Here is a 24,560-nt window from a genome sequence, read left to right as displayed (position 1 = left end):
GGGGGACATCATGAAAAAGGGGCTCAGTGATGCTGTTTTCATTCCTGAATGGAGCACGGAAACCTTTCTGAAAGAGGCTGGTGAAGCTGGGTTTTCAGGGGTTGAACTAAATGTCCGGGAAGATGAAGGAGAATTAACGCTCCAAACGTCACCATCTGAGGCAAGATATATCGTCCGGCGAGCGAAAGCGTATAGGGTTGACATTCCGTCATTATCTACAGGATTATTTAACGTGTATTCGCTTGCTTCCGGTGACCGTGTAATACGCAATCAAGGGGAAGACATTGCCTCGCGGATGATACGATTAGCAGCGGAGATGGAAGTACCAATCGTTCAAGCCGTACCCGGTGTAATCACCTCTGAAGAACCGTATGAAGATGCTTATGAGCGCTCGAAAGATTCATTGTATCGCTTGGGAGAAGAAGCGGCAGCTTCAGGGGTGACGATCGCCATCGAGAATGTTAGCAATAAGTTTTTGCCAAGCCCGTTGGAATTCACCCGTTTCCTGAAAGACATTAACCACCCTTCCGTCCAGGCTTATTTTGACAACGGAAATGCAATGGTTACAGGACATCCGGAACATTTCATTTCCCTATTGGGCGATCGGATCGTGGCCATGCATGTTAAAGATTATAAGCCATCGGTCAAGGATTTTGTAAACACATTCGACGGAAACATCAATTGGCCGGAAATGATGAAAGCTTTAGCAACGATTCCGTACACAGGATACCTTATAGCCACCCCGCCGTACGCGAGTTTTCACAGTCAAAAACGGCTCGTACAGAAGGCGAGTGCTGATCTATCAATCATTTGTGAGCTATCCGGACAACCCTCTTAAGCGCGGCTCACAACAAAGGAGTGGTAAAAGTGAATGTCGAACATGAAAGCCAATGGGAACAAGACCTCTTGGAAAAAATTAATTGGCTCGCTCAATTTGGCAAAGACAGTGAAAACGGCGGGATTACAAGACTTTTATACAGTGAAACATGGCTGGATGCACAACTCGCATTAAAAAAAATGTTTGAAGAGGAAGGTTTTCATACCGAATTTGATGAAGTCGGAAATTTGTTTGCCCGACTCAATGGTTCTGATTATATGAATGAGACGATTTTAACCGGTTCTCATATCGATACCGTGAAAAACGGTGGTTTGTATGACGGACAGCTAGGTATACTTGCCGGATTTTTCGCTCTAAAACACTTACAACAGACATATGGACAACCTCTTCGAAACATTGAAATCGTTTCTATGGCCGAAGAAGAGGGGAGCCGATTCCCTTATATTATGTGGGGGTCTAAAAATATCGCCGGTCAAGCCAATCCTGAGGATGTAAAACAGATAAAAGACGCCAATGGTGAATCATTTGAAGAAGCGATGAGTAAAGTGGGTTTCAGGTTTAAAAAACCCCGGGAAACCGCACGTGATGACCTAAAGGCATTTATCGAATTGCATATTGAGCAAGGCAATGTATTGGAAACTGAAGAAATTCCGATCGGCATCGTCCAGCATATCGTCGGTCAACGCCGATACAATGTTGAGGTTACCGGGCAAGCGAATCACGCCGGGACAACCCCAATGGGTTATCGTAGAGATGCGATGAATGCAGCGGCCCGTATGATCCACGGCATTAATGATCTGGCGTTGTCATATGGTGACCCACTCGTGGCCACTGTCGGAGAGATCCAGGCACAACCAGGTACTGTCAATGTTGTGCCGGGAAAGGTTATGTTCTCGATTGATGCAAGGCATATCAATGGAGAGGAATTACAAAGTTTCACTGAAAATATGACAGAAAACTTACAAACCGTTGCAGATCATATTGGCGTAGAGATCGATATAGACATGTGGATGGATGAACCTCCGGTGCCGATGGATCCGGCTATCGTCGATATTATTAAACAACAATGCGACAAACAGCAGTTGACATATAAGCTCATGCATAGCGGTGCAGGTCATGATGCCCAAGTTTTTGCACAAGATATACCAACAGCTATGCTTTTCGTTCCAAGTCGAGATGGCATTAGTCATAACCCACAGGAATATACGGAGCCGAAAGATTTGGCTGAAGGCATAAAAGCTTTGACAGGCGCCCTTTACGAACTAGGGTACGAAAATGAATTGTCGTTAAACAAAAAGGGTATTCCGAAAATGAACGAAACCACGACTATAGGCAAGGAAAGCGAGGTTTAAAATGAGTTACCCATCAGATTTACTCTCTAGTCGGGCCATAATAAAACCGGGAAAGTTCGCGCTTATTCCGCCGCAAGGGCTTGTAAACAATATCATTCCGGGATTTGAAAACAGTGAAATTTCTATTCTAGCTTCTCCGAAACTGGGAGCGAGTTTCGTTGACTACAAAGTCACCATGCACGAAGGAGGAAAAAATACGCAAGGTTTCGGAGATGAAGGCGTGGAGACATTTGTTTATGTGATAGAGGGGAAAATAAAAGCTTATACGGACGATGAGACGTTCACGCTAACTGAAAGCGGCTACATGTATTGTCCCCCGGGTAAAAGGATGTATTTAGAGAATATGCAAAGTGAAGATGCGCGTTTGGCACTTTACAAGCAAAAATATGAACCGCTTGATGCTTATAGCGAGCCGTGGGTCGTCTCTGGACATGCAAATGAAATAAAAGGTGAGATCTATCAAGACATGGAAAATGTCCGCTTGAAAGATCTATTGCCGACGGATCTCGTTTTTGATATGAACTTTCATATTTTAACGTTTGACCCGGCAGGAAGCCACCCGTTTATTGAAACACATGTGCAGGAGCATGGCGCTTTCTTGTTAACAGGTGAAGGGATGTATAACTTGGATAATGAATGGATTCCTGTTAAAAAAGATGATTATATTTGGTTCGGCCCATATGTCCAGCAAGCGTGCTATGCCGTAGGGAGAGAGCCATTTTCTTATGTGTACTCCAAAGATTGTAACCGCGATGCTAAATTGTAAAAAAATTTTAAGCAAAGTTCCCTTGCAACGAGGGAGCTTTTTTATTGATAAATTGAACAAAAAATGATGCATTTTTTATCCTTATTAAACAATGAAATGCAATGAAAAAACCATTACATTATAGATAGTTACGAAAAAGTTGCTATTGTGTGCAATGTAGACACCGATCATAGGTTGATTTGACCTGTAATTTATAAAAATTATGAACGGAAAGATGGAATTCTACCACGAAAGGTGGGAGAGGAAACTATGCTTTATACAGTCATTAAGAAAAATTTATATAAGGATTCGGTGAACTTAATGCTGTTGACGAATCAATTAAGCACCAGGTCCGACCTTAATCAAATATCTGTAATGATGGGAACGCCGGCAAATAAAGATATTTTTAACGATGCCGGTTTGTATACAGAAGACCTTGAAGCGGCAAGTCCGAACGATCTTTGTATCGTCATGGACGTTGACAATAAGAACGTCAAAGTGGAAATCCTTGCCGAGATCGATGACTATCTTAAAAACCAAGTGTCGCAATCGAAAAAAAATATAATACCCCAGGCGCGCACCTGGGATACTGCGATGAAGAAATTACCGAATGCCAATTTGGCAGTGATATCTATCTCGGGGGAATATGTGTCAGAAGAAACGGAAAAAGCCCTCGATCAAGGACTAAACGTTTTTATATTTAGTGATAATGTAGACATCGAGGATGAAGTACGATTAAAGCAAAAAGCCCGCGAACGCGGTCTGATCGTTATGGGGCCTGACTGCGGCACAGGTATTTTCGGTGACATTCCGATTGCATTTGCAAATGTGGTCGAGCAAGGAAATATTGGTGTCGTTGGCGCTTCGGGGACAGGTATTCAGGAAATTACGAGCATCATTTCCCGGAACGGTGCAGGGTTAACTCACGCGATCGGAACCGGCGGAAGGGATTTGTCTTCTGAAGTAGGGGCAATAACAACGATTGAAAGTTTGAGCTTGCTTGCCCGAGATCCAAATACGGAAGTGCTCGTCTATGTTTCCAAGCCGCCCGCACCTGAAGTGCGTCATTCAGTCGTAGAACGGTTTACAGGATTAGGCAAACCGGTAGTCGCTGTTTTTATGGGAGAAAAACCTGGGAAAGACCACGACAATGTCCAATATACAGGGACTTTGGAACAGGCAGCTTTTAAGGCTGTTGAACTAGCAAAACAGACTTCCAGCGATGAGAATTTAAACGACATGACACCTGAGATTCATAAAGTGAGACGTCAGCCAAACCAACGTCATCTGCGAGGTTATTACTGCGGAGGGACATTGGCTTTGGAGACAGCGATGCTTTTGCGTGAAACCTATGGCCTTGAAGATGACGGCAACCACTCAAATGGTGTCATGTTTTATCATGGCGGTAGTGAAATCATCGACTTAGGCGATGACGCTTATACGAAAAATCGTCCACACCCGATGATCGATCCGACGTTACGACTTGAAAAAATGAGGGAGGCTGCTCGCGACCCTGATACAGCCATTGTGCTATTGGATAATGTCATCGGGTATGGTGGACATGACGATATGGGTGGTGTATTTGCACAAGCTATAAAAGAAGAGAAACGCAAGGCTGAAAACCAAGGAAGAGCTGTTGTTTTTATAGCGTCTGTTACAGGGACCAACGCAGATCCACAAGGGTATGAAGAACAAGTCGAAAAATTAGTAGAAGCCGGGGCGATCGTAAAGAGAAGCAATGCTGCCGCATCGCACTTGGCAATTAAAATTATGCAAACCATAGAGACAAATCTGACACAGGATAAAGAAAAAACGGCGATCACTACGGATCGCACACCCGCGGACGAACTGATTTCAGAAAAACCACGCATTATCAATATCGGTTTACAAAATTTTGCAGTAACCGTTCATGAACAAAACGGAGATGTGATTCAATTTAACTGGTCACCGGTGGCAGGGGGTAATCGACGATTAGCGACATTATTGGGGAACCTGAAATAAACAAGATGTCAAGGGGGGGAATGAAACATGAGTGAGCAGACGATTGCTGAAGCAAATGAAACGGTGATTAGCTTAATAAAAGACGCTCAGCCATTTTTAATCGATGTTAAACCCGCTAAAGATGTTATTGCCGAATTAAACACAAAAGCGTTATTACATGCTGGACCTCCACTGGCATGGAATGATATGACACACCCGATGCAAGGGTCCTGCATTGGTGCTGTTTTGTTTGAAGGATGGGCGGATGCCAACGAACAAGCAGAAAAAATGCTCGCGGAAGGCGAAGTCGAATTTATCCCGTGTCATTCCGTTGATGCTGTTGGACCAATGGGTGGCATTACTTCCGCGAATATGCCGGTGCTCGTTGTCGAGAATCAAACAGATGGAAACCGTGCGTATTGCAATTTGAATGAAGGTATTGGCAAGGTGCTGCGTTTTGGCGCTTACAATGACGAAGTTGTCCATCGGTTGAAATGGATGGACGCTGTGCTGCGTCCGGCATTATCCCAGGCTCTCCAACAGATCGATGGAGGGATGAATGTCAATGTTATTGCCGCTAAAGCATTATCTATGGGCGATGAATTTCATCAACGGAACATCGCGGCATCTGCGTTGTTTTTAAAAGAAATTGTGCCGTACTTGTTAACCATTGACCTTTCAGATAAAGAATTGCAAGAGGTTACACAATTTTTAGCTGATACTGACCAATTTTTCCTTAATATTATGATGGCGTCATGCAAAGCGGTAATGGACGCAGCTCGCACGGTGGAAGAAGGAAGCGTCATCACAGCTTTAAGTCGTAACGGTTATGAATTTGGCATTAAAGTAAGTGGATTAGGGGATCAATGGTTTACAGCGCCGGTTAACACCCCCGACGGTTTGTATTTTAGCGGGTATTCTTCCGAAGATGCCAACCCGGATATGGGTGACAGCGCGATTTTGGAGGCGTTTGGTGTTGGAGGCATGGCTGTAATCGCAGCCCCGGCCGTGATGCGGTTCGTCGGTGCGGGTGGACTTGATGATGCGGTGGCAACGACAGAAGAAATGCAGGAAATATGTATCGATCATCACCCAAATTTTCCGATTCCTTCTTGGGATTTTCAAGGGGCACCGCTCGGCATCGACATTCGCAAAGTTATAGAAACGGGAATTACGCCAGTGATTAATACAGGAATGGCGCACAAAAAAGCCGGCATTGGCCAAGTAGGGGCAGGGACGGTTAGAGTCCCGATTGCATGTTTTGAAAAAGCATTAGAAGCACTTGCTGAAAGGTACGGCGTTTCGGCTGATGAATGATAGTAACATGCTCGCCCTTGTGGCAAGCGCTGATATTTCCCGGGTCGTTGAAAGCTGGCCGTCCGGAAAGGTGCATAGTCTATTTGCCAATAGCCTTAACCTACAATTCGGTGATCGGCTCGTTCACGTCGGTCACTTGGCCGAAGGGTTGGCGCCTTTCGGCATAGGGGCTGAACGAGCGGACATCGAGCGTCTGTTGTGGAATGTAAGGATCGGAGAGCTTGTTCGATACCAAGCTAACCAACTAATTTTTTCCGACAGAGTTCGCCTATCGATGAATCAAGTGGATGTCACTGACCATACGCTAGATGTTTATCCCTATGACCTTCAAACCGTTGACGAGAATGTAGATTGTATATTCTCTAACATACTTGAGGAAGACTGGCACACCGGATTTATTGAAACAGATATCAAAAGGTTGCTAAAAGACCGATGTCAATCTTGTACAGTCCACAACAGCGATTTAATGACAGAAAAGTTGCAGGAATTGGAAGCATTAGCATTCGGAAGACAAACAACCGGTTCAGAAGGCGTTTTTAACTACTGGATTGGAAGAGGGCAGGGCTTAACACCGAGTGGTGATGATTTGCTCGTCGGCATGTGCGCAGCCATGGACGGTCTTGGTCGTTCCAATCCGGTTTTTTTACGACAGTTGAAATCGTATCTGTTGGATAAGGGGCACGCTCGGACGACAGAGATTGGCTACGAATATTTGTGGTATGCCACAGATAAAAAATATCACTCTCATGTGATTAATATATGCAAAAGCTTTGTTAACGAGCAAACATACACCCCTTTGGAAGCGGCGCAAGAAATGAAAGCGGTCGGACACACGTCGGGAACAGACACACTCATCGGTATTTTGATTGGAGCCAAAGGATTGAAGTGAAGGAGTGAGAACTTAGATGAGTAAAACGGTTGTTGTCGCATTGGGTGGAAACGCCATTCAGCAAGTCGATCAAGAACCGACTTATGAGAATCAGCTAAAGAAGGTCGAGAAAAGTTGTCAATTTCTAAGTCAATTGGTGAAACAGGGATACCGCCTTGTAATCACACACGGCAATGGCCCGCAAGTTGGTCGCTTGTTACAACAAAATGAAGAGGCGCAAGCGGTTGTGCCATCGATGCCTCTTGATGTACTGAATGCGCAAACGCAAGGGTTTATCGGTTATATGATTGAACAATCGCTTTTGAATGAATTGAAAAAAAATCATTTGGAAGCCTCTGTTGTCAGTATGATTACAAGGGTACAGGTGTCCAAGGAAGATGAAGAATTTCTCGACCCGAGCAAACCGGTCGGATCCTTTTTTACTGAAGAAGAAGCTAAGGAACTACAAGAATCTAAGCTATGGGACATGAAAAAAGATGCGAATCGTGGCTGGCGCAGAGTGGTTTCCTCCCCGAAACCGATTTGCATTTTGGAAGCTGAGGCAATTCGAGAGCTGTCCGAAAACAATAACATTGTCGTTGCTGGCGGTGGAGGCGGGATACCGGTTGTTCGTAACGATAGCGGCATCGATACAGGCATCGAGGCTGTCATCGATAAAGACCGCAGTGGATGTAAGTTGGCCGAAGACATCGATGCGGATGTATTTATGATCTTAACTGACGTTAATCATGTCTATGTCAATTACGGCAAGCCCAACGAAAAGGCGCTGAGAAACCTTTCCATTGAAGAATTGGAGGCATATATTAAGAACGGCCACTTCAGTAAAGGCAGTATGGGACCAAAAGTCGAGGCTGCATTGCAATTTGCCAAAACCGGAGGCACCTCTATTATATGCGCGTTAGATCAAGCAGAGGAAGCACTGCAGGGAAAAACGGGGACGATTGTTAAACCAGTTGAGAAACGTGTGACTGTTAGTTAACGTTATTCAATAATTTTATTGACGTAGAACATTTTCATTATAGATCATCGGAAAGCTGGACGGATAACCGATCGCAAGCGAATGCCAATACTATACGAGGAAATTGTTGGTGTAATGGAGGACGGCTTATATGTTTACGGCCAATTGCCATTCATCACCTTATTTCAATAAGGGGATGAATGGCAAAGTCTTTTTAGAATAAAATCTTGAAAAAAGGTTATCTGGATTGCCTTTCGAACGCATGTTTGACACAATGGCTGTTAAGGAGGGAGGTGAACAACCATGGCGATTCAAACCATCTTCGTTCAACTGAAAAACCCGTCAAAATCGAAGCAAAAGCAATGGTTATACGAACAACAAGAATTTGTTTCAACAGTGAATACATGCGTCAAAAGAATTATAAACGATGAAAAACTCTCGTCCAAAAATGTGGATGCCGATTTAAAGGCTGTCATTAAAAACGAAGCGATTCGTTTAGCTAAAAAAGCTGTATCTGACTTCAAAGAGCAAAAGGCAAAAATAATTCCTACTTTTAAAAACTCTCTAGGTGTTAGGATTAATGACCAGAATTGGAGCAACGTCGAAAAGAATGGTCGCTGGTACATTTCCTTCACCGGAAATCATGGAAAGAAAACCCTTCCGGTTATGGAAAGTAGCGGTGTAAAGACATTTTTCCCGTGGTTAACCAAAAAACATAATGATTGTCGTCGCACGATTAGCTTTTGAGAAAAGGCCGTCACTGGTATATCGCGATCCCTATCCTAGTATCTTCGGTATTAGAGCGAGACATAAATCTGCATGACTATACCCTATCGGTGTGGATGTCGGTTTAAGACATCTGGCTGTGCTATCCGAACCGACCTCTGGCCAGCGACAATTTTTCTCCGGAAAAGAAGTTGGGTACATCCGTCGTCACTTCCGTTCCCTGCGACGTTCGTTAGGCAAAAAGAAGGCTCAGCGAGCCATTGAACGTATAGGTCAAAAAGAGACACGCTGGATGAAAGACTATAACCGGAAATTAGCCAAAGAGGACAATCACTTTCTTGTTGCCGGTGAATTCAACGATGAATCCGCTTTATCGTCCTTTCAAAAAATCGTTCTCCCTGACGATGAAGCTTACGCGGCGAACTGTCTTCGCATAAATGATCGCATCATCATGCCGAAAGGGTTTCCGAAGACTTACCGACAAATCCGAGCGCTAGGTTATCCGATCATCGAGGTGGAAACATCGGAATTCCGGAAAAACGAGGGGAGTTTGACGTGTTTGTCGTTGCGGTTTTAAGTCGCGGATATTAACCGGATAACGGACATTTTTTACCGCTTGCCCTTTCGATTTGTCCGTATAAACCCCTTTTTCGGACATTCTTTTGTCGATTGATCCTGGTTGTGTCCGAATGAACCTCCCATTCGGACAATTGTTGCTGATCAGCCCTTTCTTTTGTCCGAATGAATCCTCTATTCGGACAATTTTCGCCAATGAACCAGTGAATTTGTCCGAATAGACGACTCGCGAACAGTTTAGAAGGTTCCAACGTCAATTAGGCTGTTTTGCTCTACCAATGGGCTAAAGCCTGAGTGACGCACACCCTTGACTAAAGAAAACTTGGCTTATCGCCAAGGCGATAAGCCTTAGTTGCACTTATGCAGGATAAGAAAGTGGTTTATACTTTCTTACCTGCCAAAAAAACGAACAGAGAAATTGCTCTCTGTTCGTCACTTTTGTGGCACTTTTGGATGATGTAATTCCGATCGTGTAATTGAAAACTTCGAGATATCATGCTCGGTGTGACCATCTAAAGCCAATTGGCTTAAAACTTCTCCGATGACACTGGCAAATTTAAATCCGTGTCCGGAAAAACCGGCGGCGATGACGATGTGAGAATGTTGTGGATGAAGATCGACCACAAAATGCTCGTCCGGGGTTCTTGTGAATATGCAAGCGCGACCACGATTTGATTTTCCTGCCGCTTCAGGCATATACGTTTCCAGAAATTCACGAACGTCGCCTTCATCTTCCGGAAAAATCCCATATTCACGGTTGACATAAGCCGGTTCCGTTTTTTGCCCGGTGTCAAATCGTCCGAGTTTTACCCCGCAACCGTCAAAGCTCGGGAACCCATAATAGACACCTGAAGGCACATCGACAAAAAAAGCAGGAAAAGCATCAGACTCATATAATGACGGGTCGGAGTCAAACCAGGTTACCGTTTGCCGTGTCGGTTGTAGGGGTATATCCAGACCTAAGTTTGCCAGAACCTTCCCGCTCCATGGTCCCGCACTTATCACGATTTTTTTAGCTGTGAATGTTTCATGGTCCGTTTGGACTGAAACACCGTTATCATAAGTCTCTATATTCAAGACCGGTGTATTTGTCAGCAAGGTAGCGTTATGCTTTTCAGCTAGTTGACGATAAGCGCGGATACAATTCTCGCTGTATAAAACACCGGAATCCGGTTCAAAACAGCCTTTGTAGCCTTTTGGCAGTTGTATGCCGGGCCAGCGCTTATTGATTTCATCGGCATCCAGTAGATCAAGCGACAGTGAATATTCCCTGGAACTGGCGATCGCTTCATCGATAAACGCCGAACCTTCGGGCCCGAATCCCAGTACGCCTGTTTTTTCGAAAATCGTTTCGTCGGCTTCCTCCTGGAGGTCATTCCACAGTGTCTGGGCTCTTATCGCCAGAGGGACATATTCTCTTCCCTCCCCGTAGGCATGGCGAATAATTCGCGTCTCTCCATGGTGACTTCCCTGGGAATGGGGCGGATCAAAAGCGTCGATGAGCAGTGTTTTCGCCCCTTGTCTGGATAAATAATAACCGGCAGCCATTCCCATAGAGCCTGCGCCAACAACGACTACATCATAATCTGAGCTCATATTAGAAGCCCCTTTAATTTATTCTTCGAATTTATTGACGGCTGCTTCCGCTACCTGTACGTCATGATCGACTGTGCTTCCGCTGACACCGACAGCTCCGACGACTTTACCGTCTTTAACGAGCGGGATCCCGCCGCCGAAGACGACAATTTTTCCTTGGTTGGTCGTGTTTAATCCATAAAGGGAGCCCTCGGGAACCGTCGCTTCTTCCAGATTGGAAGTCGGCATTTTAAGGGCGACGGACGTCCATGCTTTGTTCTGCGCGATATCGATACTGGCGATCCACGCGTCATCCATGCGATGGGTGGCGATCAGGTTGCCTCCCTCGTCCATAATCGAAATCACCATTTGCACGCCAATGTTCTGCGATTCACGTTCAGCGGCCTCGATCAAAGTTTTTGCAGCGTTTAAGTTTAATGCGCTCATTACAAACTCCCTCCCAATGGTTGAAATTTTCATAAATGCAAGGCATTTGCCCATAGTATAAAAGAAATTGTATATCACGTAAAATGACTGTTATTGATATCATCGATCACTAAAACTGATATCTTATCGGAGCGGCTCGGTTGGTTTCTTTACTCGTGTCAATCGTTTCCATAAATCTTTTCATCGAATGGGTTAGATAAGCGTCTGAGCGCCGGATAAAAACGGTTGTCACGTGACTGTATTTTTCGGGAAGGTTCATACTGCGAATGACATCGTCCGCTTCCAAATGGGAAATGGTCGATTTTGGGAGCAGTGTAATACCTAAGCCGGACACCACAGACCCTAAAATGGTTTCCAGTGTGCCGAATTCGATAATATTGGCGGGATGAATCCCTTCGTCATTGATCCACTCCGTTAACTTGGCCCGATAGCTGCAGCCCGATTTAAATACGAGCAACGGTTTTTGGGCCAATTCATCCAGAGAAATCTCACTATTATTTGAAATCAAAGTCAATTCTTCATGGAACACTTCATGTTGAGTAATTTTAGGATGTTCGTCAAATCCGGTGACAAAGGCACCGTCCAATTTGTGTGAGAGCACTTGCTCAAGGAGGTTTTCCGTTACGTCTGTGACCAGTGATAAATCGACATTTGGATATTTGTGATGATAAGCGGATAAAATGTGCGGGAGTCCAATGACGGTCTCTACCGTTCCCAAGTCAAGTTCCCCTGACGGCTGATCGGAATCTTGAACGACTTTTACCATTTCATCAATCGTGACTAACAGCTTGTCGGTATACGATAAAAGTTTTTTCCCCTCCGGATTTAAAATCATACCACGGCTGTCACGGTGAAATAATTTTGTTTGCAATTCTTTCTCCAACAATTGAATCCTGGTCGTCACATGGGATTGGACATAACTTAGCTCATTGGCCGCTTTACTGACGCTCCCGTGGAAAGCAACAGATTTGAAAATTTTTAGATCCCTGATCTCCACTGTCATTCCCCCTCCCTTATTTCTCAAAATGATAGCAGCTATCGTTATTAATCATTTTACATGATTGGGTTGCTTTTATACAATTTTATGAAAAGATAGAGATATAATATTTTCAATTTATATTATATTAAAAATTACTTGGAGGGATCATCATGGCATCCAACAAAGGCGTCGTTTATCAAGGATCGGGAAAAGTCACAGTCGAAGACATCGGTTATCCGGAACTCGTTTTGAGAGATGGTCCCGGTGTACCGAAAGAAAACGTAAATCGTAAATGTGAACATGGGGTTATCCTTAAAGTCATTGCGACGAACATTTGTGGTAGCGACCAACATATGGTCCGCGGCAGAACGACAGCCCCTCAAGGCTTGGTTCTTGGGCATGAAATTACCGGGGAAGTCATTGAAACAGGGCGAGACGTTGAATTTATTGAAAAAGGGGACATGGTGTCGGTTCCTTTTAACATCGCGTGTGGGCGCTGTACCATGTGCCAGCAACAAAAAACCCATATTTGCCTGAATGTGAATCCGGATCGCCCCGGGTCTGCCTATGGTTATGTTGATATGGGCGGCTGGGTCGGTGGCCAGTCCGAATATGTGATGGTTCCTTATGCGGATTTTCAACTTTTGAAGTTCCCGGATAAGGATCAGGCGATGGATAAGATCCTTGATTTAACGATGCTTACCGATATTTTCCCCACCGGGTTTCACGGCGCCTATTCAGCAGGTGTCACAATGGGTTCCACGGCGTATGTCGCAGGAGCGGGGCCGGTTGGACTTGCCGCGGCTCATTCAGCCCAACTCCTTGGCGCCTCCGCTGTTATTGTCGGTGACTTAAATGAAGAGCGGCTTCAACAAGCGAAAAGTTTCGGGTGTGAAACGGTTAACCTGAGAGAACATGATCGACTGGGCGAACAAATTGAACAAATCCTGGGTGTCCCGGAAGTAGATGCCGCCATTGATGCGGTCGGATTTGAAGCCTCAGGACACGGAGAAAGCGGCGAACAGCCGGCAGCTGTATTGAACGCGATTATGGATGTGACGCAGGCCGGCGGAGGCCTTGGCATACCTGGCCTTTATGTCACTGAAGACCCCGGCGCAGCGGATAAGGATGCCCAGACAGGGTCATTAAAAGTTCGCTTCGGCCAGGGGTGGGCAAAAGCGCACACCTTCGTCACCGGCCAGACACCGGCTATGTACTACAATCGCGGGTTGATGAAATCGATTTTATCCGGCAATGCTCAAATTGCCAAAGCGGTTAACGCGCAAGTGATTTCCCTTGACGAAGCTCCCGATGGATACGCTGATTTTGACAGTGGGGTAGCGAAGAAATTCGTCATTGATCCGCATGGATCGCTTCGGTAAAAAATGGGTGTGGCAAGGGATTACTTGTCACACCTGATATTTAAATCCGATCATAAAGAAAAATTTATACTAGTAAGAATGAATCGGGAGACAAATTTCAAAATCGGTTGACAATGATTTATGGGTTGATTATTATATAATCATGATTACATAATAAAATAAGATCAAGGTGACGCATATTTTTATTGGCGAATTGTAAGCGTATACATATTCTATTTAACTCGACCGAGCATCACTTTAAGAAATGAGATTATTCTTTTGAACATTTTATCAGAAAACTAAAATAAATTGTTTTTCGTACAGCTGACCCTTTCGCTATCCTTTTATTTTAATGGGAGGGAGATACTAATGAGTGATCATCAAACGGTACAGACAAATTTGCAAACCTTATTCAGTCCGTTGAAAATTGGCAATAAAGAAGCCAAAAATCGCATTGTATCAACGTCACATGCTGTGGCGTGGGATAATGGTACGGGCCTCATCAATGATCGTCATGTTAGATACCATGAACGTAAAGCGGCCGGAGGTGCCGGGATCATTATGACGTTTGGCTCTGCCAGTGTCTATGAGGAATCGGCAGCTTCCTATGGATCCGTAAGTTTATGGAATGAGGAAAATGAGCCTTTATTGAAGGACCTTGCCGATCGGGTTCATGCCCATGGCGCCTTAATTATGTCCCAGGCCACCCATATGGGAAGACGTGCAGATTCATCGGTAAGTGGCCGTCCTATACAGGCGCCGTCCGCCATTCCGGAGGGGGTGCATCGAGAGATCCCACACGTTATGCGTACGGAGGAAATACCGCCCATCATTCAGTCTTTTGCTGAAGCTGCGGAGCGGTTAGAACGTTGTGGCTGGGATGGCATTGAGATCACATCTTTTTCAGGACACCTCATTGAACAGTTTTGGAGCCCAGCTCTTAACCATCGCACGGATAGATATGGTGGGGATTTTGCCGGTCGTATGCGCTTTTCGATCGAGGTGATTCAAGCGGTTAGAGAGGCAGTATCAAGCGATTTCATTATTGCTTTTCGAATGACCGCCGACCCTAAAACCGATGCATTAGATCTTGATCATAAAGATATGCTTGACATTGCCCGAACACTTGATGATTTAGGCTGCATTGATATGTTTAGCATTAGCGGCGGGACCGGTGCAACCTACGACGCCCAGGCTGCGGTTGTTCCCGGAGATACGTTTGCAAGGGGTACCTATAATCATGTGGCGAAAAATATGAAAGAGCAGCTTTCGGTCCCTGTTTTAGTTGCCGGACGTAATCTCGACCCCAGTCAGGCGGAAAGTGCTTTGACGAATGAAGATTGTGATCTTGTTGGTATGACAAGGGCTATTATTGCGGATCCGGATATGCCACAGCTGGCACAAAAAGGGGAGTTTTCTCGAATAAGGCCGTGTATTGCATGCGGTGAATGTATCGGCAGATTATACTCGGGGATGCCGGTTATTTGTACGGTGAATCCTGCCATGGCCGATGATTCCCTGGATGATCTCACCCCTGCACAGCAGCAACGCAAAGTCGTTATTGTCGGTGGCGGTCCGGCGGGAATGGAAGCCGCCCGTGTATCAGCCATTCGCGGGCATGAGGTTCATCTGCTGGAAGGCACGGATAAACTGGGAGGAAAAGTTTATTTCGCTGCGATGGCTTCCGAACGCCCGCATTACGGGAGGCACATTAAATGGCTGGAGCAAGAATTAGATCGGCTGGGCGTAAATGTTCATCTTAATACAAAAGGAACGACTGACAATGTCTTACTTTTAAATCCTGATGATATTGTGCTTGCTACGGGGGCTAATCCCAGAAATGACCATTATGTAACGGATGTTGAGCTGCTTGATGGCAAGGTTTCGATCAATGGCAATAGTAAAGTATTAATCTATGATCGGGAAGGGAAATTCAGAGGCAGCAGCGTCGCTCACTTTGCAGCTGAAAAGGGCGCTTCCCAAGTTGAAATTGCCACACCGTTATGGTCGGTGGCAGAAGATTTGGATGAAATGCAAAAGCCTGAACTATACCGGTTGTTGACAGAAAAGAATGTGACAATGTCTCCAAATAAACATTTGCGCACAACAAAAGAAGGCCATCATGTATTGGAGGACATGTGGTCGGAAACGAAGAGGGATATTGAACAGGATGAGATGATCATCTTCATCGGTTACGAAGAAGGGGATAATCGTTTGTTGGATCAGCTAAAGTCAGCTGCTCCGGAACTTGATGTTCAGCTTATCGGTGATGCCGTTTCCCCCCGCCGATTAAATGATGCTGTCTCGGAAGGGGTGCGTGTAGGAAGTTCATTATAGTAATTATTCTTTGCATAGTTTGTGAACAGCAAACTATGCAAAGAATCCTGAAGCATTAATTCCGACATTATTTTTCAAACTATTCTATAAAATAAGAGTCGTCTGTTTCGATGAACGGTGCTGACGGGCTCGGGGATATTGTCTATACCGCGGTCGGTCGCTGGCAGCGCGCAGGGGCAATTAATCTTGGGAAAGGAGTGTTTTTACCATGTTGAAGCATTGGAAACGTGTCGTTGTCGTTGCCGGACTTTCACTTACATTGTTGGCCGTCGGGTGCGGCGCAGACGATGATGCCGAGAATCCCGGAGATGAACCGGACGATAACAGCGAACCGGAGGAAGAAACAGACGATGAAGATGTGGACGAGGATGACGGAGATGCTGAGGCTGCCGATGATTACGGCGAAGAAGTCGATTATACTGTCGTAGGCGTTGACGGAGGTGCCGGTGTTATGCAATTAACGGAAGATGCGTTTGAAGATTATGGTCTAGATGAATGGAACTTGCAATCGAGCTCCGATGCAGCGATGGTGCAGGCTTTGGATAATGCGTATGAGAATGAAGAACCGATTTTCATAACAGGGTGGACGCCACACTGGAAATTCCAGGAATATGATCTGACAATGCTTGATGATCCTGAATATTCTTTCGGTGACGACGAAAGCATTCGCACCATGGCGCGTGAAGGCTTGGAAGACGATCATCCGGATGCTTATCAAATTATAGGTAATTTCGAATGGGAAGTTCCACACATTGAACAAGTTATGCTTGAAATTCAGGATGGAGTGGATGAAGCTGAAGCTGCCCAAAACTGGATAGACGAAAATGAAGAACTTGTATCTGAATGGACAGACGGGATCGATGAAGACGCTGGTGACGGCGAAACAATTAGCCTTTCTCTCGTTGCTTGGGATACAGAAATTGCCTCCACCAATGTGCTTGCCCAAGCCCTTGAAAGTGTTGGCTATGATGTTGAAACGAACCAAGTGGAAGCTAACTTCATGTTTGCCTCGGTAGCCGAAGGAGATGCAGATGCATCGACAGCAGTATGGTCGCCACACACACATGTGCACTATATCGAAGATTATGAAGATGAATACGAAGACCTCGGCCCAAACTTGGACGAAGGGGCTTTACATGGTTTGACCGTTCCGTCTTATATGGATATTGAATCGATTGAAGATCTGCAAGAAGATTAGATAAAGACAATCCTCGAGATGTTCCGAAAATTGTAGGTATGCGTTCATCGTTGGTTGAAAGTGGTTCCGTTGAGGAGCGGGCTCAGGGAGCCCTGGAAAATCTCATTGACCAGCGTAATGCTTATGGAGAAAATCCTGATACGCGCCCGAGGTGGCAATCGAAAGCACCCCTCCAATTCAAGGACGCGCGACGCGAAGCTTATGGTTTATGGGGGATGTCGCTTCGTTTGACAGCGAGCCGAACGTTTTGAAATCGGTGCAAGCAATCAGCACGATTTTTGAGCGTGCAGGGATGGACGTCGGTCTGTTGTATGACGGGGAATCCAGCTCCGGAAATGAGACTGGAACAGCCTGTTTATCATTATACGCAAGTCATACTGGATCTTTTCAAGGAAGGAAAATTGACGGTCGAACAGCCTGTGAATGCGGTTTAATGGGGTATCAGGAGATGCGCTGATTCGATATCAGCGCTATTTTCTTGTGTGTTCACTTACGCCGAGAGCGAAAATTTTAAGGGTCCATACACCAAAGATGAAGACTTAACGACGTCAGTCATAACGAGTTAGGGCGCCAAAACCTAAAGATGAAGACCTAACGACGTCAGGCATACCGTATTAGGGCGTCATAAACCAATTTTGAAGACCTAACAGCTTCCGCCATAACGCGTCAGGGTGCCATATACCGATAGTTGCTGACCAATACTGGGTCCGAACGTATAGGCGTAGTCAGTACTGACTACGCTCGTGCAGTCTGGGTCAGTGTACTCAGCTGTTCCATTCACGTTGATCCAAAGCAAAGCCAAAGGAAAACGTATTGGCATTTTCGACGATTTCTCTAATATATTTCATAGTCATTTCTGTTGCTTCTTCCGCAGAGTAGTCATATCTTCGGTTCAAAACAAGTGTCAACATGCCTTGCCAGATCAGTTTTATCATTTCCTGGATGTGTTCTGCGTGTTCTTCCTTAATATACCCCGCTTGAACGCACGCCGCCATTGCGATGCGTTCCCTGTTCGTCATGTTAAATTCCAATAACATCGGTCTTAAATCGGAGGGGAGGTCGTCGAGGTCATCCGGGAACTGATCGTAATACTCATCCATCAGTTCCTTGGATCCGCCTCCGACGTCCGAGGAGAAGATAGCATGATAGATATGCGGTTCAGCAAAAGAATATTGGCAAAAGCATTCCCACATAAGCAAGAATTTTTCCAGAGGGTTGTTCCCTTTCGCCATGTAAGCGGGAAGTGCCGCTGCATATTTTCGTAAAAATTGTAATGAGGCATAGAAAATCAGGTGAGAAAGTTCGCTAAAATAATTATAAATGGTGGCGCTGTTATAACCGGCCAAATCGGATACTTTCCTGATCGTTACGTTTTCAAAACCTTCTTCTTCAATGATCTGCACGGTGGCATCTATAAAGTATCTCATCATGCGGATTGTTTGAATCGCCTTCTTGTCCAAGCTTCCACCTCTTTTCGCCAGGAGAATGTCATTCTCGACTCATCTCTTTTCAATCTAGCACACTTGTCCCCAGCTCTTCAAATGGGCACCCATATTGGCTTTAATGGTGTCGAAAATTTTTGCGAAGAAAATTTCAGAAAAGGGTTCACAATGGCTTATACACCGATTATAATATAATCATGGATATAATATAATCATGATTATAAAGCGAAGTCGGTTTTCGGAAATTTCTTTGAAGAAAAATGCAAAAATCAAGTCTACAATGCTCTGTACACGGATTATAATATAATCAAGAGTATTTTGTAATCATGATTGTAAGGCAAGGACAGAGTAGTGCAGAGGTCTATACTGCTGAAGGAGTTGATATGAAAAATGTAAGCGATTTCCCGAATGGATTTCTGTTCAACATGCCTGGTAAGTCGGCGGATTAATTTTTGGATGTTTTATCGGCTAAGTCAGTGTTGTTGGTATTTTTAATTCTGAATATTCATTAAGTAAGGAGGCCATTGATTATGACTTTTGAGGTGAGTCCTGTAGCAGAGGTTAAGACGTCTAACGATCTGAAGACACTTGGCGTGAACAGACAGGTTCCGGTTAACCTTCGCCAAAGCGGGGACAACGGTTCACGTATGCTGATTTCACAAAGGGTACGCAAGTCTCCTTTCTGGCACCTTTCCCAGGAAGCCGGCTGTTGGTGCTATGAGGTATATAACCACATGTATCACCCGCGTGCCTATGTCCCGTATGAGGAGGGAGGACTCCTCAAAGAATATGAATATCTCACCGAACATGTCACGCTGTGGAATGTTGCCGTCGAGCGGCAGATTCAGGTGAAAGGTCCGGACGCCGACAAGTTGGTCGACTTGGCCATTACGCGCTCGGTCGACAACCTCAAGGTCGGAAAGGCCCGCTACGTTATCTTGTGCAACGAAGACGGCGGAATCTTAAATGATCCGGTTCTCCTTCGGCCTGCTGAAGATGAATTTTGGTTTTCTCTCTCCGACACTGACATTGCCATGTGGCTGCAGGCGCTCAATGTCAAGAACGAATTTGATTGCACGGTATATGAAATCGATGTCGCTCCCGTGCAGATTCAAGGTCCAAAGGCAACAGCGCTCATGGTCGATCTGTTTGGTGAGCAGATCCACGATGTCCCCTACTACGGACTGTTTGAGGGTGAAGTGAACGGTTGTTCTGTCATCGTGTCCCGCACGGGCTTCTCGGGTGAAGCCGGCTATGAGATCTACCTCCGTGATGCCAGCGCCAATGCCGAACGGCTCTGGTACCATCTTCTCGATGCCGGTGAACCATACAATCTAAAAGTGATCGCCCCGGGTCACATTCGCCGGATCGAAGCGGGAATCCTCTCTCACGGACAGGACATGGACATGGAAACCAATCCTTACCAGGTCGGATTGGGCTGGCAAGTGGACCTTAACAAGTCCCAATTCGTCGGCAAGGAAGCCCTGACTCGCATCAACAGCGAAGGTGTAACCAGGAAGCTGGCAGGTGTGAAGATGGGTGGCGAGCAGATCGACTGGTATCCCGCTGATTTTTATCTCGTCTACGCGGAAAATGAGATGGAGCCGATCGGTTATATTACCTCTGCCTTTTATTCGCCGACCCAGGGGTGCAATATTGGTTATGCGATGTTGCCCAACTCGTTCAGTACGATCGGAACCCAGCTGGAAGTGCACTTGCCTGAACCATATGCCGGCGGACGCGTTCCGGCGGAGGTTGCAGAGACACCGTTCAAGCCACCCGAATTCCTCGGCACGGGATTGGCCCAGACCGGTCGGAAGCTTTAGACGGAATATTTCCGGAGGTTAGAGTCTAGAGGTTGGAAGTTGGATTCGAAGACATCGGCCAGCCGATGTCTTCAAAATGAAAGAGGTGATGGTAATGATGGAAATGATGGATCGGCAATCGGCGTCTGAACTGATCGGACAAATGAGCGAGCCACGTTTTGAACTCATACCGACGAATCGCATCGTTGAGCGGACCACGGCGGCACTCCCGCCTTACGCTACGCTTACGATTACCTGCTCGCCGAAAAAAGGTGTCGACGCAACGATTGAGACGGCTGTCGCTCTGGCTCCTCAGTTCGCCCGGGTCGTTCCCCATATTGGCGCGAGGATGATCCGAAGCGAAGAACATCTTGAGAAGATGCTTGATAAGCTCCGAGCCCACGATATTGATGAAATCTTCGTCGTCGGAAGCGATCAGGATCAACCACTGGGCCCGTATCGGGATGGCCTCGAACTGTTGCAGTCCCTGGCCGCACGTGATCACGGGTTGCGCCGCATCGGCATTCCGGCGTATCCTGAAGGGCAACCTAAAATCGATAATGACATTCTCACCAAGGATCTCCAGGCAAAAGCGCTCCTCGCGGATTACGCTGTGACGCAAATGTGCTTCGATTCCGGCCAGGTCCTTTCCTGGTTACGAGAACAGCGTGAAGCCGGTCTGCAACTTCCGTTCTACTTGGGTATCCCAGGTCCGGTGAAGCCGGACAAACTGCTTCGGATCGCAGCCAGTATTGGTGTGACCGACTCGCTCCGCTTCCTTAGAAAAAATCTGAAGTTGTCAGGGAAACTGTTGCACGGATACGACGCCTCCGACTTGTTGAACGCCTACACCCCGCACTTAAATGATCCGGACTATGGGATCGCCGGATTTCATATTTATACTTTTAACGAACTGGTTACACTAAAAAAATATTTTGAGCGTGTAGCTATGTGATATCAGCGCTCACCTTGCACCTAAGGAAAATAATCATTGCCCCCCAGCTTCTTTTTTGCTACACTAATAACCAACATGAATATTTGCGAATGAACATTGTGGGAGAGATCGACTTAAATGTCGGCACCGAAGGGGCAACATTCACATAAAAACCTTGTGAATGAATCTCTCAGGTAAAATGACTGCAATGGGACGCATCTCTGGAGAGAGCGCTTAAGCCACCAAAGGGGTAAACTCCATCGAGGGAGTTGAACTCTCAGGTCCAAGGACAGAGAAAAGGTCTCTATACCTTTTTTCTGTCCTTTTTTATTTTTTTAATTTTTTAGAGGAGGGATCACGATGAGTTTAAAAGAGAATGACGCGACGATTTTTTCGGCTATAGAGGACGAACGGGGGAGGCAGCATGACACACTCGAGTTAATCGCGTCAGAAAATTTCGTGAGCGAAGATGTCCTGGAAGCGATGGGTTCGGTCATGACGAACAAATACGCGGAAGGCTACCCGGAGAGAAGGTATTACGGCGGCTGTGAGTTTGTGGATGTCGCAGAAAATACGGCGATCGAACGATTGAAAGAGCTGTACGGCGCTGAATATGCGAATGTGCAGCCGCATTCGGGAGCGTCTGCCAACTTGGCGGTCTATTACTCGCAGTTAAAGCCCGGGGATAAGGTGATGGGGATGAACTTGTCTCACGGCGGACATTTAACCCACGGGAGCCCTGTTAGCATATCGGGGAAATGGTTTGACGTTGTATCTTACGGTGTGAGGGAAGATGATCATTTCATCGATTACGATCAATTGGAAGAACAGGCAAAAAAAGAACAGCCTAAGCTCATCATCGCCGGCGCGAGTGCGTATCCCCGCGTGATTGACTTTGCAAAATTTAAAGACATCGCTGATAAAACAGGGGCGCTACTAATGGTCGATATGGCGCATATTGCCGGACTTATTGCCGCGGGTGTCCATCCGTCACCGGTCCCTCACGCGGATGTCGTGACCAGTACAACACACAAAACGTTAAGAGGCCCTCGCGGTGGGTTTGTATTAACGAATGACAAAGATATGGCAAAAGCGATTAACAAGGCTGTATTCCCCGGTTTGCAAGGTGGGCCTTTAATGCATGTGATTGCCGCAAAAGCCGTTTCTTTTAAAGAATCCTTACAACCTTCTTTCAAAATGTACGCCAACCAGATTGTCGAAAACGCGAGAACGCTTGGAGACACGTTAAAAGAAAACGGTGCTGCCCTCGTTTCAGGCGGAACCGACAACCATTTATTGCTCGTCGATGTACGTCCCTGGAACCTTACCGGCAAAGAGGCGGAGCAATGGCTTGAAAAAGCCGGCATTACCGTCAACAAGAATACGATTCCGTTTGATCCGGAAGGAGCGTTTGTGACCAGCGGCATAAGGATCGGAACGGCCGCGCTTACGACTCGGGGGATGGGCGAACAAGAAATGATCGCCATCGGTGAAATCATTGCGGAGGTGTTAAGAAGCCATGGCAGCGCGGAGGTACTTGAAAAGGCGAAAAAGAAAACCGATGACATCTGCAAAGCCTTTCCTCTTTTCAAGCCCGTCGTGAGCGTTTAACGATCATAAAAACAGTTAGGAGGCTATTCTGTTATGTTACAAAATGATGTTTTGGATAAATCAATGCCCACAATGCCGTTTCTTAAAGATATTATGGCGTTAAAACCGGCGTTTTGGGAGAATGACAGGAAACAAACGGATGGCATTCACTTACCCGTAAGCCGAGAAGATATAAAAGACGCAGGGGAGCGGTGGTTGAGGTTCACCCCTTTTATTGAAAAAATGTTTCCGGAAACAAAGGAAAGCAAGGGAATCATCGAATCGCCCCTTCGGCATGTTCCCGACATGAAAGCACGATTGGAACATCATTACGGGAGCCAAATGGCTGGCGACCTGTATGTAAAATGTGACCATGAACTGCCGATTGCCGGTTCCATTAAGGCTCGCGGAGGCATTTATGAAGTGTTAAAGCACGCCGAAACGTTGGCGCTTGAAAATGGGATGATCACCCAGGAGGAAAGCTATGAAAAATTTGCGTCTCCTGAATTTAAAAGGTTTTTTAATCAATATTCCATCGGCGTTGGCTCAACCGGGAATTTGGGGCTCAGCATCGGAATCATCAGTGCTGCCCTCGGCTTTGAAGTGACCGTCCACATGTCCGCCGATGCGAAGCAGTGGAAAAAAGATTTACTGGCGGAAAAGGGAGCCAAAGTCGTTGAATACGAGGCTGATTTTAGTGAAGCCATTACAGAAGGGCGACAATTATGTGCCGCTTCCCCGAAGAGTTATTTTGTCGATGATGAAGATTCCCGTGATTTATTTCTGGGCTACAGCATTGCGGCTTCTTATTTGCAGGATCAGTTGGAGCGAAAAGGGATCACGGTTGACAAAGAACATCCGCTGTTTGTTTATCTGCCTTGTGGTGTCGGCGGTTCTCCGGGCGGTATAACATTTGGTCTAAAACAGATTTTCGGTGATCACGTCCATTGTTTTTTCGTTGAACCGACGCATTCACCTTCTGTGCTTATGGGCCTTGCAACCGGAAAACACGAGAAGATCAGCGTCCAGGATTTTGACATCGACAATGTGACGGAAGCCGATGGCCTCGCTGTCGGACGCCCGTCGAGTTTTGCCACGGAGATTAGTGATAAACTTGTAAGCGGAATCTATACGGTGGAAGATGATGAACTGTTTAAAAACCTGGCCCTTTTATACGATTCAGAAGCGCTGAAAGTGGAACCTTCGGCGGCATCAGGCTTAACAGGACCGATCCGTTTGGAAGAGCAGTCCGGCTATATCGAACATCAAGCGTTAACCTCCCAAATGGACCAGGCAACACATATTGTTTGGTCGACAGGAGGATCGATGGTTCCGGATGAAGATTGGGCCGGGTTTTATCAAAAGGGGAAAACGATGTTGGATTAAGGTCGTCCGATTCAAACTTTTCGCCCGGAGTGAAACCTAAAGCGAAGTCAATACTGTGCCGGGAGGTGCCACCCCGTGCAAGTGTGAAACCACTCAGGTAAGAATCGTTGCTCCGAGAGGTATCA

At 46.0% G+C, this 24,560-nt stretch carries 21 protein-coding genes and 2 riboswitches; of the genes, 17 read left to right on the top strand and 4 right to left on the bottom strand.

Annotation, left to right across the window (positions count from 1 at the left end; genetic code table 11):
- The first annotated feature begins 10 nt into the window (after positions 1 to 10).
- The 9 genes from BLS58_RS06070 (at position 11) to BLS58_RS06035 (ending at position 9,382) form a co-directional block, all read left to right on the top strand.
- A complete protein-coding gene (locus BLS58_RS06070) occupies positions 11 to 838 on the top strand; it encodes a sugar phosphate isomerase/epimerase family protein (protein ID WP_090397020.1) in 828 nt (275 codons plus the stop codon).
- A gap of 29 nt (positions 839 to 867) precedes the next feature.
- Entirely contained in the window at positions 868 to 2,190 is a 1,323-nt protein-coding gene (allC, locus tag BLS58_RS06065; protein WP_090397018.1) for an allantoate deiminase, read from the top strand.
- Position 2,191: 1 nt separating this feature from the next.
- On the top strand, positions 2,192 to 2,956 hold the full coding sequence (gene allE / locus BLS58_RS06060; protein ID WP_090397016.1) for a (S)-ureidoglycine aminohydrolase: 765 nt from the start codon (positions 2,192 to 2,194) through the stop codon (positions 2,954 to 2,956).
- 249 nt (positions 2,957 to 3,205) lie between these two features.
- Positions 3,206 to 4,936, top strand: a complete 1,731-nt coding sequence (gene fdrA, locus BLS58_RS17815; RefSeq protein WP_218126163.1) for an acyl-CoA synthetase FdrA — start codon at positions 3,206 to 3,208, stop codon at positions 4,934 to 4,936.
- A 27-nt stretch (positions 4,937 to 4,963) separates the two neighbouring features.
- Positions 4,964 to 6,232, top strand: a complete 1,269-nt coding sequence (locus BLS58_RS17810) for a YlbE family protein (RefSeq protein ID WP_218126162.1) — start codon at positions 4,964 to 4,966, stop codon at positions 6,230 to 6,232.
- Positions 6,225 to 7,121 carry an oxamate carbamoyltransferase subunit AllH family protein gene (locus BLS58_RS06050; RefSeq protein WP_090397013.1) on the top strand — a complete coding sequence of 299 codons (897 nt, stop codon included), beginning with the start codon at positions 6,225 to 6,227 and terminating at the stop codon, positions 7,119 to 7,121. Before BLS58_RS17810 ends, BLS58_RS06050 begins: the two co-directional genes overlap by 8 nt.
- Positions 7,122 to 7,137: 16 nt before the next feature.
- The gene (gene arcC, locus BLS58_RS06045) at positions 7,138 to 8,100 is read left to right on the top strand and encodes a carbamate kinase (protein ID WP_090397011.1); all 963 of its coding nucleotides are present in this window, start codon (positions 7,138 to 7,140) and stop codon (positions 8,098 to 8,100) included.
- 282 nt (positions 8,101 to 8,382) lie between these two features.
- Positions 8,383 to 8,826, top strand: a complete 444-nt coding sequence (locus BLS58_RS06040; RefSeq protein WP_090397009.1) for a hypothetical protein — start codon at positions 8,383 to 8,385, stop codon at positions 8,824 to 8,826.
- 118 nt (positions 8,827 to 8,944) lie between these two features.
- Positions 8,945 to 9,382 carry a hypothetical protein gene (locus BLS58_RS06035; RefSeq protein ID WP_143018876.1) on the top strand — a complete coding sequence of 146 codons (438 nt, stop codon included), beginning with the start codon at positions 8,945 to 8,947 and terminating at the stop codon, positions 9,380 to 9,382.
- 431 nt (positions 9,383 to 9,813) lie between these two features.
- Here BLS58_RS06035 and solA read toward each other — a convergent pair whose 3' ends face one another.
- From solA to BLS58_RS06020, 3 genes are all read right to left on the bottom strand, one after another.
- Positions 9,814 to 10,977, bottom strand: a complete 1,164-nt coding sequence (gene solA / locus BLS58_RS06030; RefSeq protein ID WP_090397005.1) for an N-methyl-L-tryptophan oxidase — start codon at positions 10,975 to 10,977, stop codon at positions 9,814 to 9,816.
- A gap of 18 nt (positions 10,978 to 10,995) precedes the next feature.
- Positions 10,996 to 11,403 carry a GlcG/HbpS family heme-binding protein gene (locus BLS58_RS06025; RefSeq protein WP_090397003.1) on the bottom strand — a complete coding sequence of 136 codons (408 nt, stop codon included), beginning with the start codon at positions 11,401 to 11,403 and terminating at the stop codon, positions 10,996 to 10,998.
- Between the two features lie 109 nt (positions 11,404 to 11,512).
- A complete protein-coding gene (locus BLS58_RS06020) occupies positions 11,513 to 12,406 on the bottom strand; it encodes a LysR family transcriptional regulator (RefSeq protein WP_342705472.1) in 894 nt (297 codons plus the stop codon).
- Positions 12,407 to 12,552: 146 nt separating this feature from the next.
- On the opposite strand from BLS58_RS06020, the gene fdhA reads away from it, so the two are divergent.
- The 4 genes from fdhA (at position 12,553) to BLS58_RS06000 (ending at position 17,735) form a co-directional block, all read left to right on the top strand.
- A complete protein-coding gene (fdhA, locus tag BLS58_RS06015; protein WP_090397001.1) occupies positions 12,553 to 13,764 on the top strand; it encodes a formaldehyde dehydrogenase, glutathione-independent in 1,212 nt (403 codons plus the stop codon).
- Between the two features lie 348 nt (positions 13,765 to 14,112).
- Entirely contained in the window at positions 14,113 to 16,080 is a 1,968-nt protein-coding gene (locus tag BLS58_RS06010) for an oxidoreductase (protein WP_090396999.1), read from the top strand.
- Positions 16,081 to 16,288: 208 nt separating this feature from the next.
- A complete protein-coding gene (locus BLS58_RS06005) occupies positions 16,289 to 17,278 on the top strand; it encodes a glycine betaine ABC transporter substrate-binding protein (RefSeq protein WP_090396997.1) in 990 nt (329 codons plus the stop codon).
- A gap of 208 nt (positions 17,279 to 17,486) precedes the next feature.
- A complete protein-coding gene (locus BLS58_RS06000) occupies positions 17,487 to 17,735 on the top strand; it encodes a hypothetical protein (RefSeq protein ID WP_143018875.1) in 249 nt (82 codons plus the stop codon).
- Between the two features lie 307 nt (positions 17,736 to 18,042).
- Here the strand turns inward: BLS58_RS06000 and BLS58_RS05995 are convergent, their stop codons facing one another.
- Positions 18,043 to 18,738 (bottom strand): TetR/AcrR family transcriptional regulator, encoded by a 696-nt coding sequence (locus tag BLS58_RS05995; protein WP_245723067.1) that lies wholly within the window; start codon positions 18,736 to 18,738, stop codon positions 18,043 to 18,045.
- 512 nt (positions 18,739 to 19,250) lie between these two features.
- Here BLS58_RS05995 and BLS58_RS05990 point away from each other — a divergent pair.
- The 4 genes from BLS58_RS05990 to BLS58_RS05975 all read left to right on the top strand — a co-directional run bounded on the left by BLS58_RS05990 (position 19,251) and on the right by BLS58_RS05975 (position 24,435).
- Entirely contained in the window at positions 19,251 to 20,546 is a 1,296-nt protein-coding gene (locus BLS58_RS05990; protein ID WP_218126158.1) for a glycine cleavage T C-terminal barrel domain-containing protein, read from the top strand.
- Between the two features lie 94 nt (positions 20,547 to 20,640).
- Positions 20,641 to 21,480, top strand: coding sequence for a methylenetetrahydrofolate reductase (locus BLS58_RS05985; RefSeq protein ID WP_090396992.1), 840 nt, complete (start codon positions 20,641 to 20,643; stop codon positions 21,478 to 21,480).
- A gap of 89 nt (positions 21,481 to 21,569) precedes the next feature.
- Positions 21,570 to 21,675, top strand: a riboswitch (glycine riboswitch).
- A gap of 2 nt (positions 21,676 to 21,677) precedes the next feature.
- Positions 21,678 to 21,755, top strand: a riboswitch (glycine riboswitch).
- Positions 21,756 to 21,819: 64 nt separating this feature from the next.
- Positions 21,820 to 23,070, top strand: a complete 1,251-nt coding sequence (gene glyA, locus BLS58_RS05980) for a serine hydroxymethyltransferase (RefSeq protein ID WP_090396990.1) — start codon at positions 21,820 to 21,822, stop codon at positions 23,068 to 23,070.
- Between the two features lie 33 nt (positions 23,071 to 23,103).
- Positions 23,104 to 24,435 carry a D-serine ammonia-lyase gene (locus BLS58_RS05975; RefSeq protein ID WP_090396988.1) on the top strand — a complete coding sequence of 444 codons (1,332 nt, stop codon included), beginning with the start codon at positions 23,104 to 23,106 and terminating at the stop codon, positions 24,433 to 24,435.
- Positions 24,436 to 24,560 lie beyond the last annotated feature (125 nt).

The organism is Natribacillus halophilus, from assembly GCF_900100185.1.
Lineage (GTDB): Bacteria > Bacillota > Bacilli > Bacillales > Marinococcaceae > Natribacillus > Natribacillus halophilus.
This window is presented reverse-complemented; position numbering and strand designations above follow the sequence as displayed.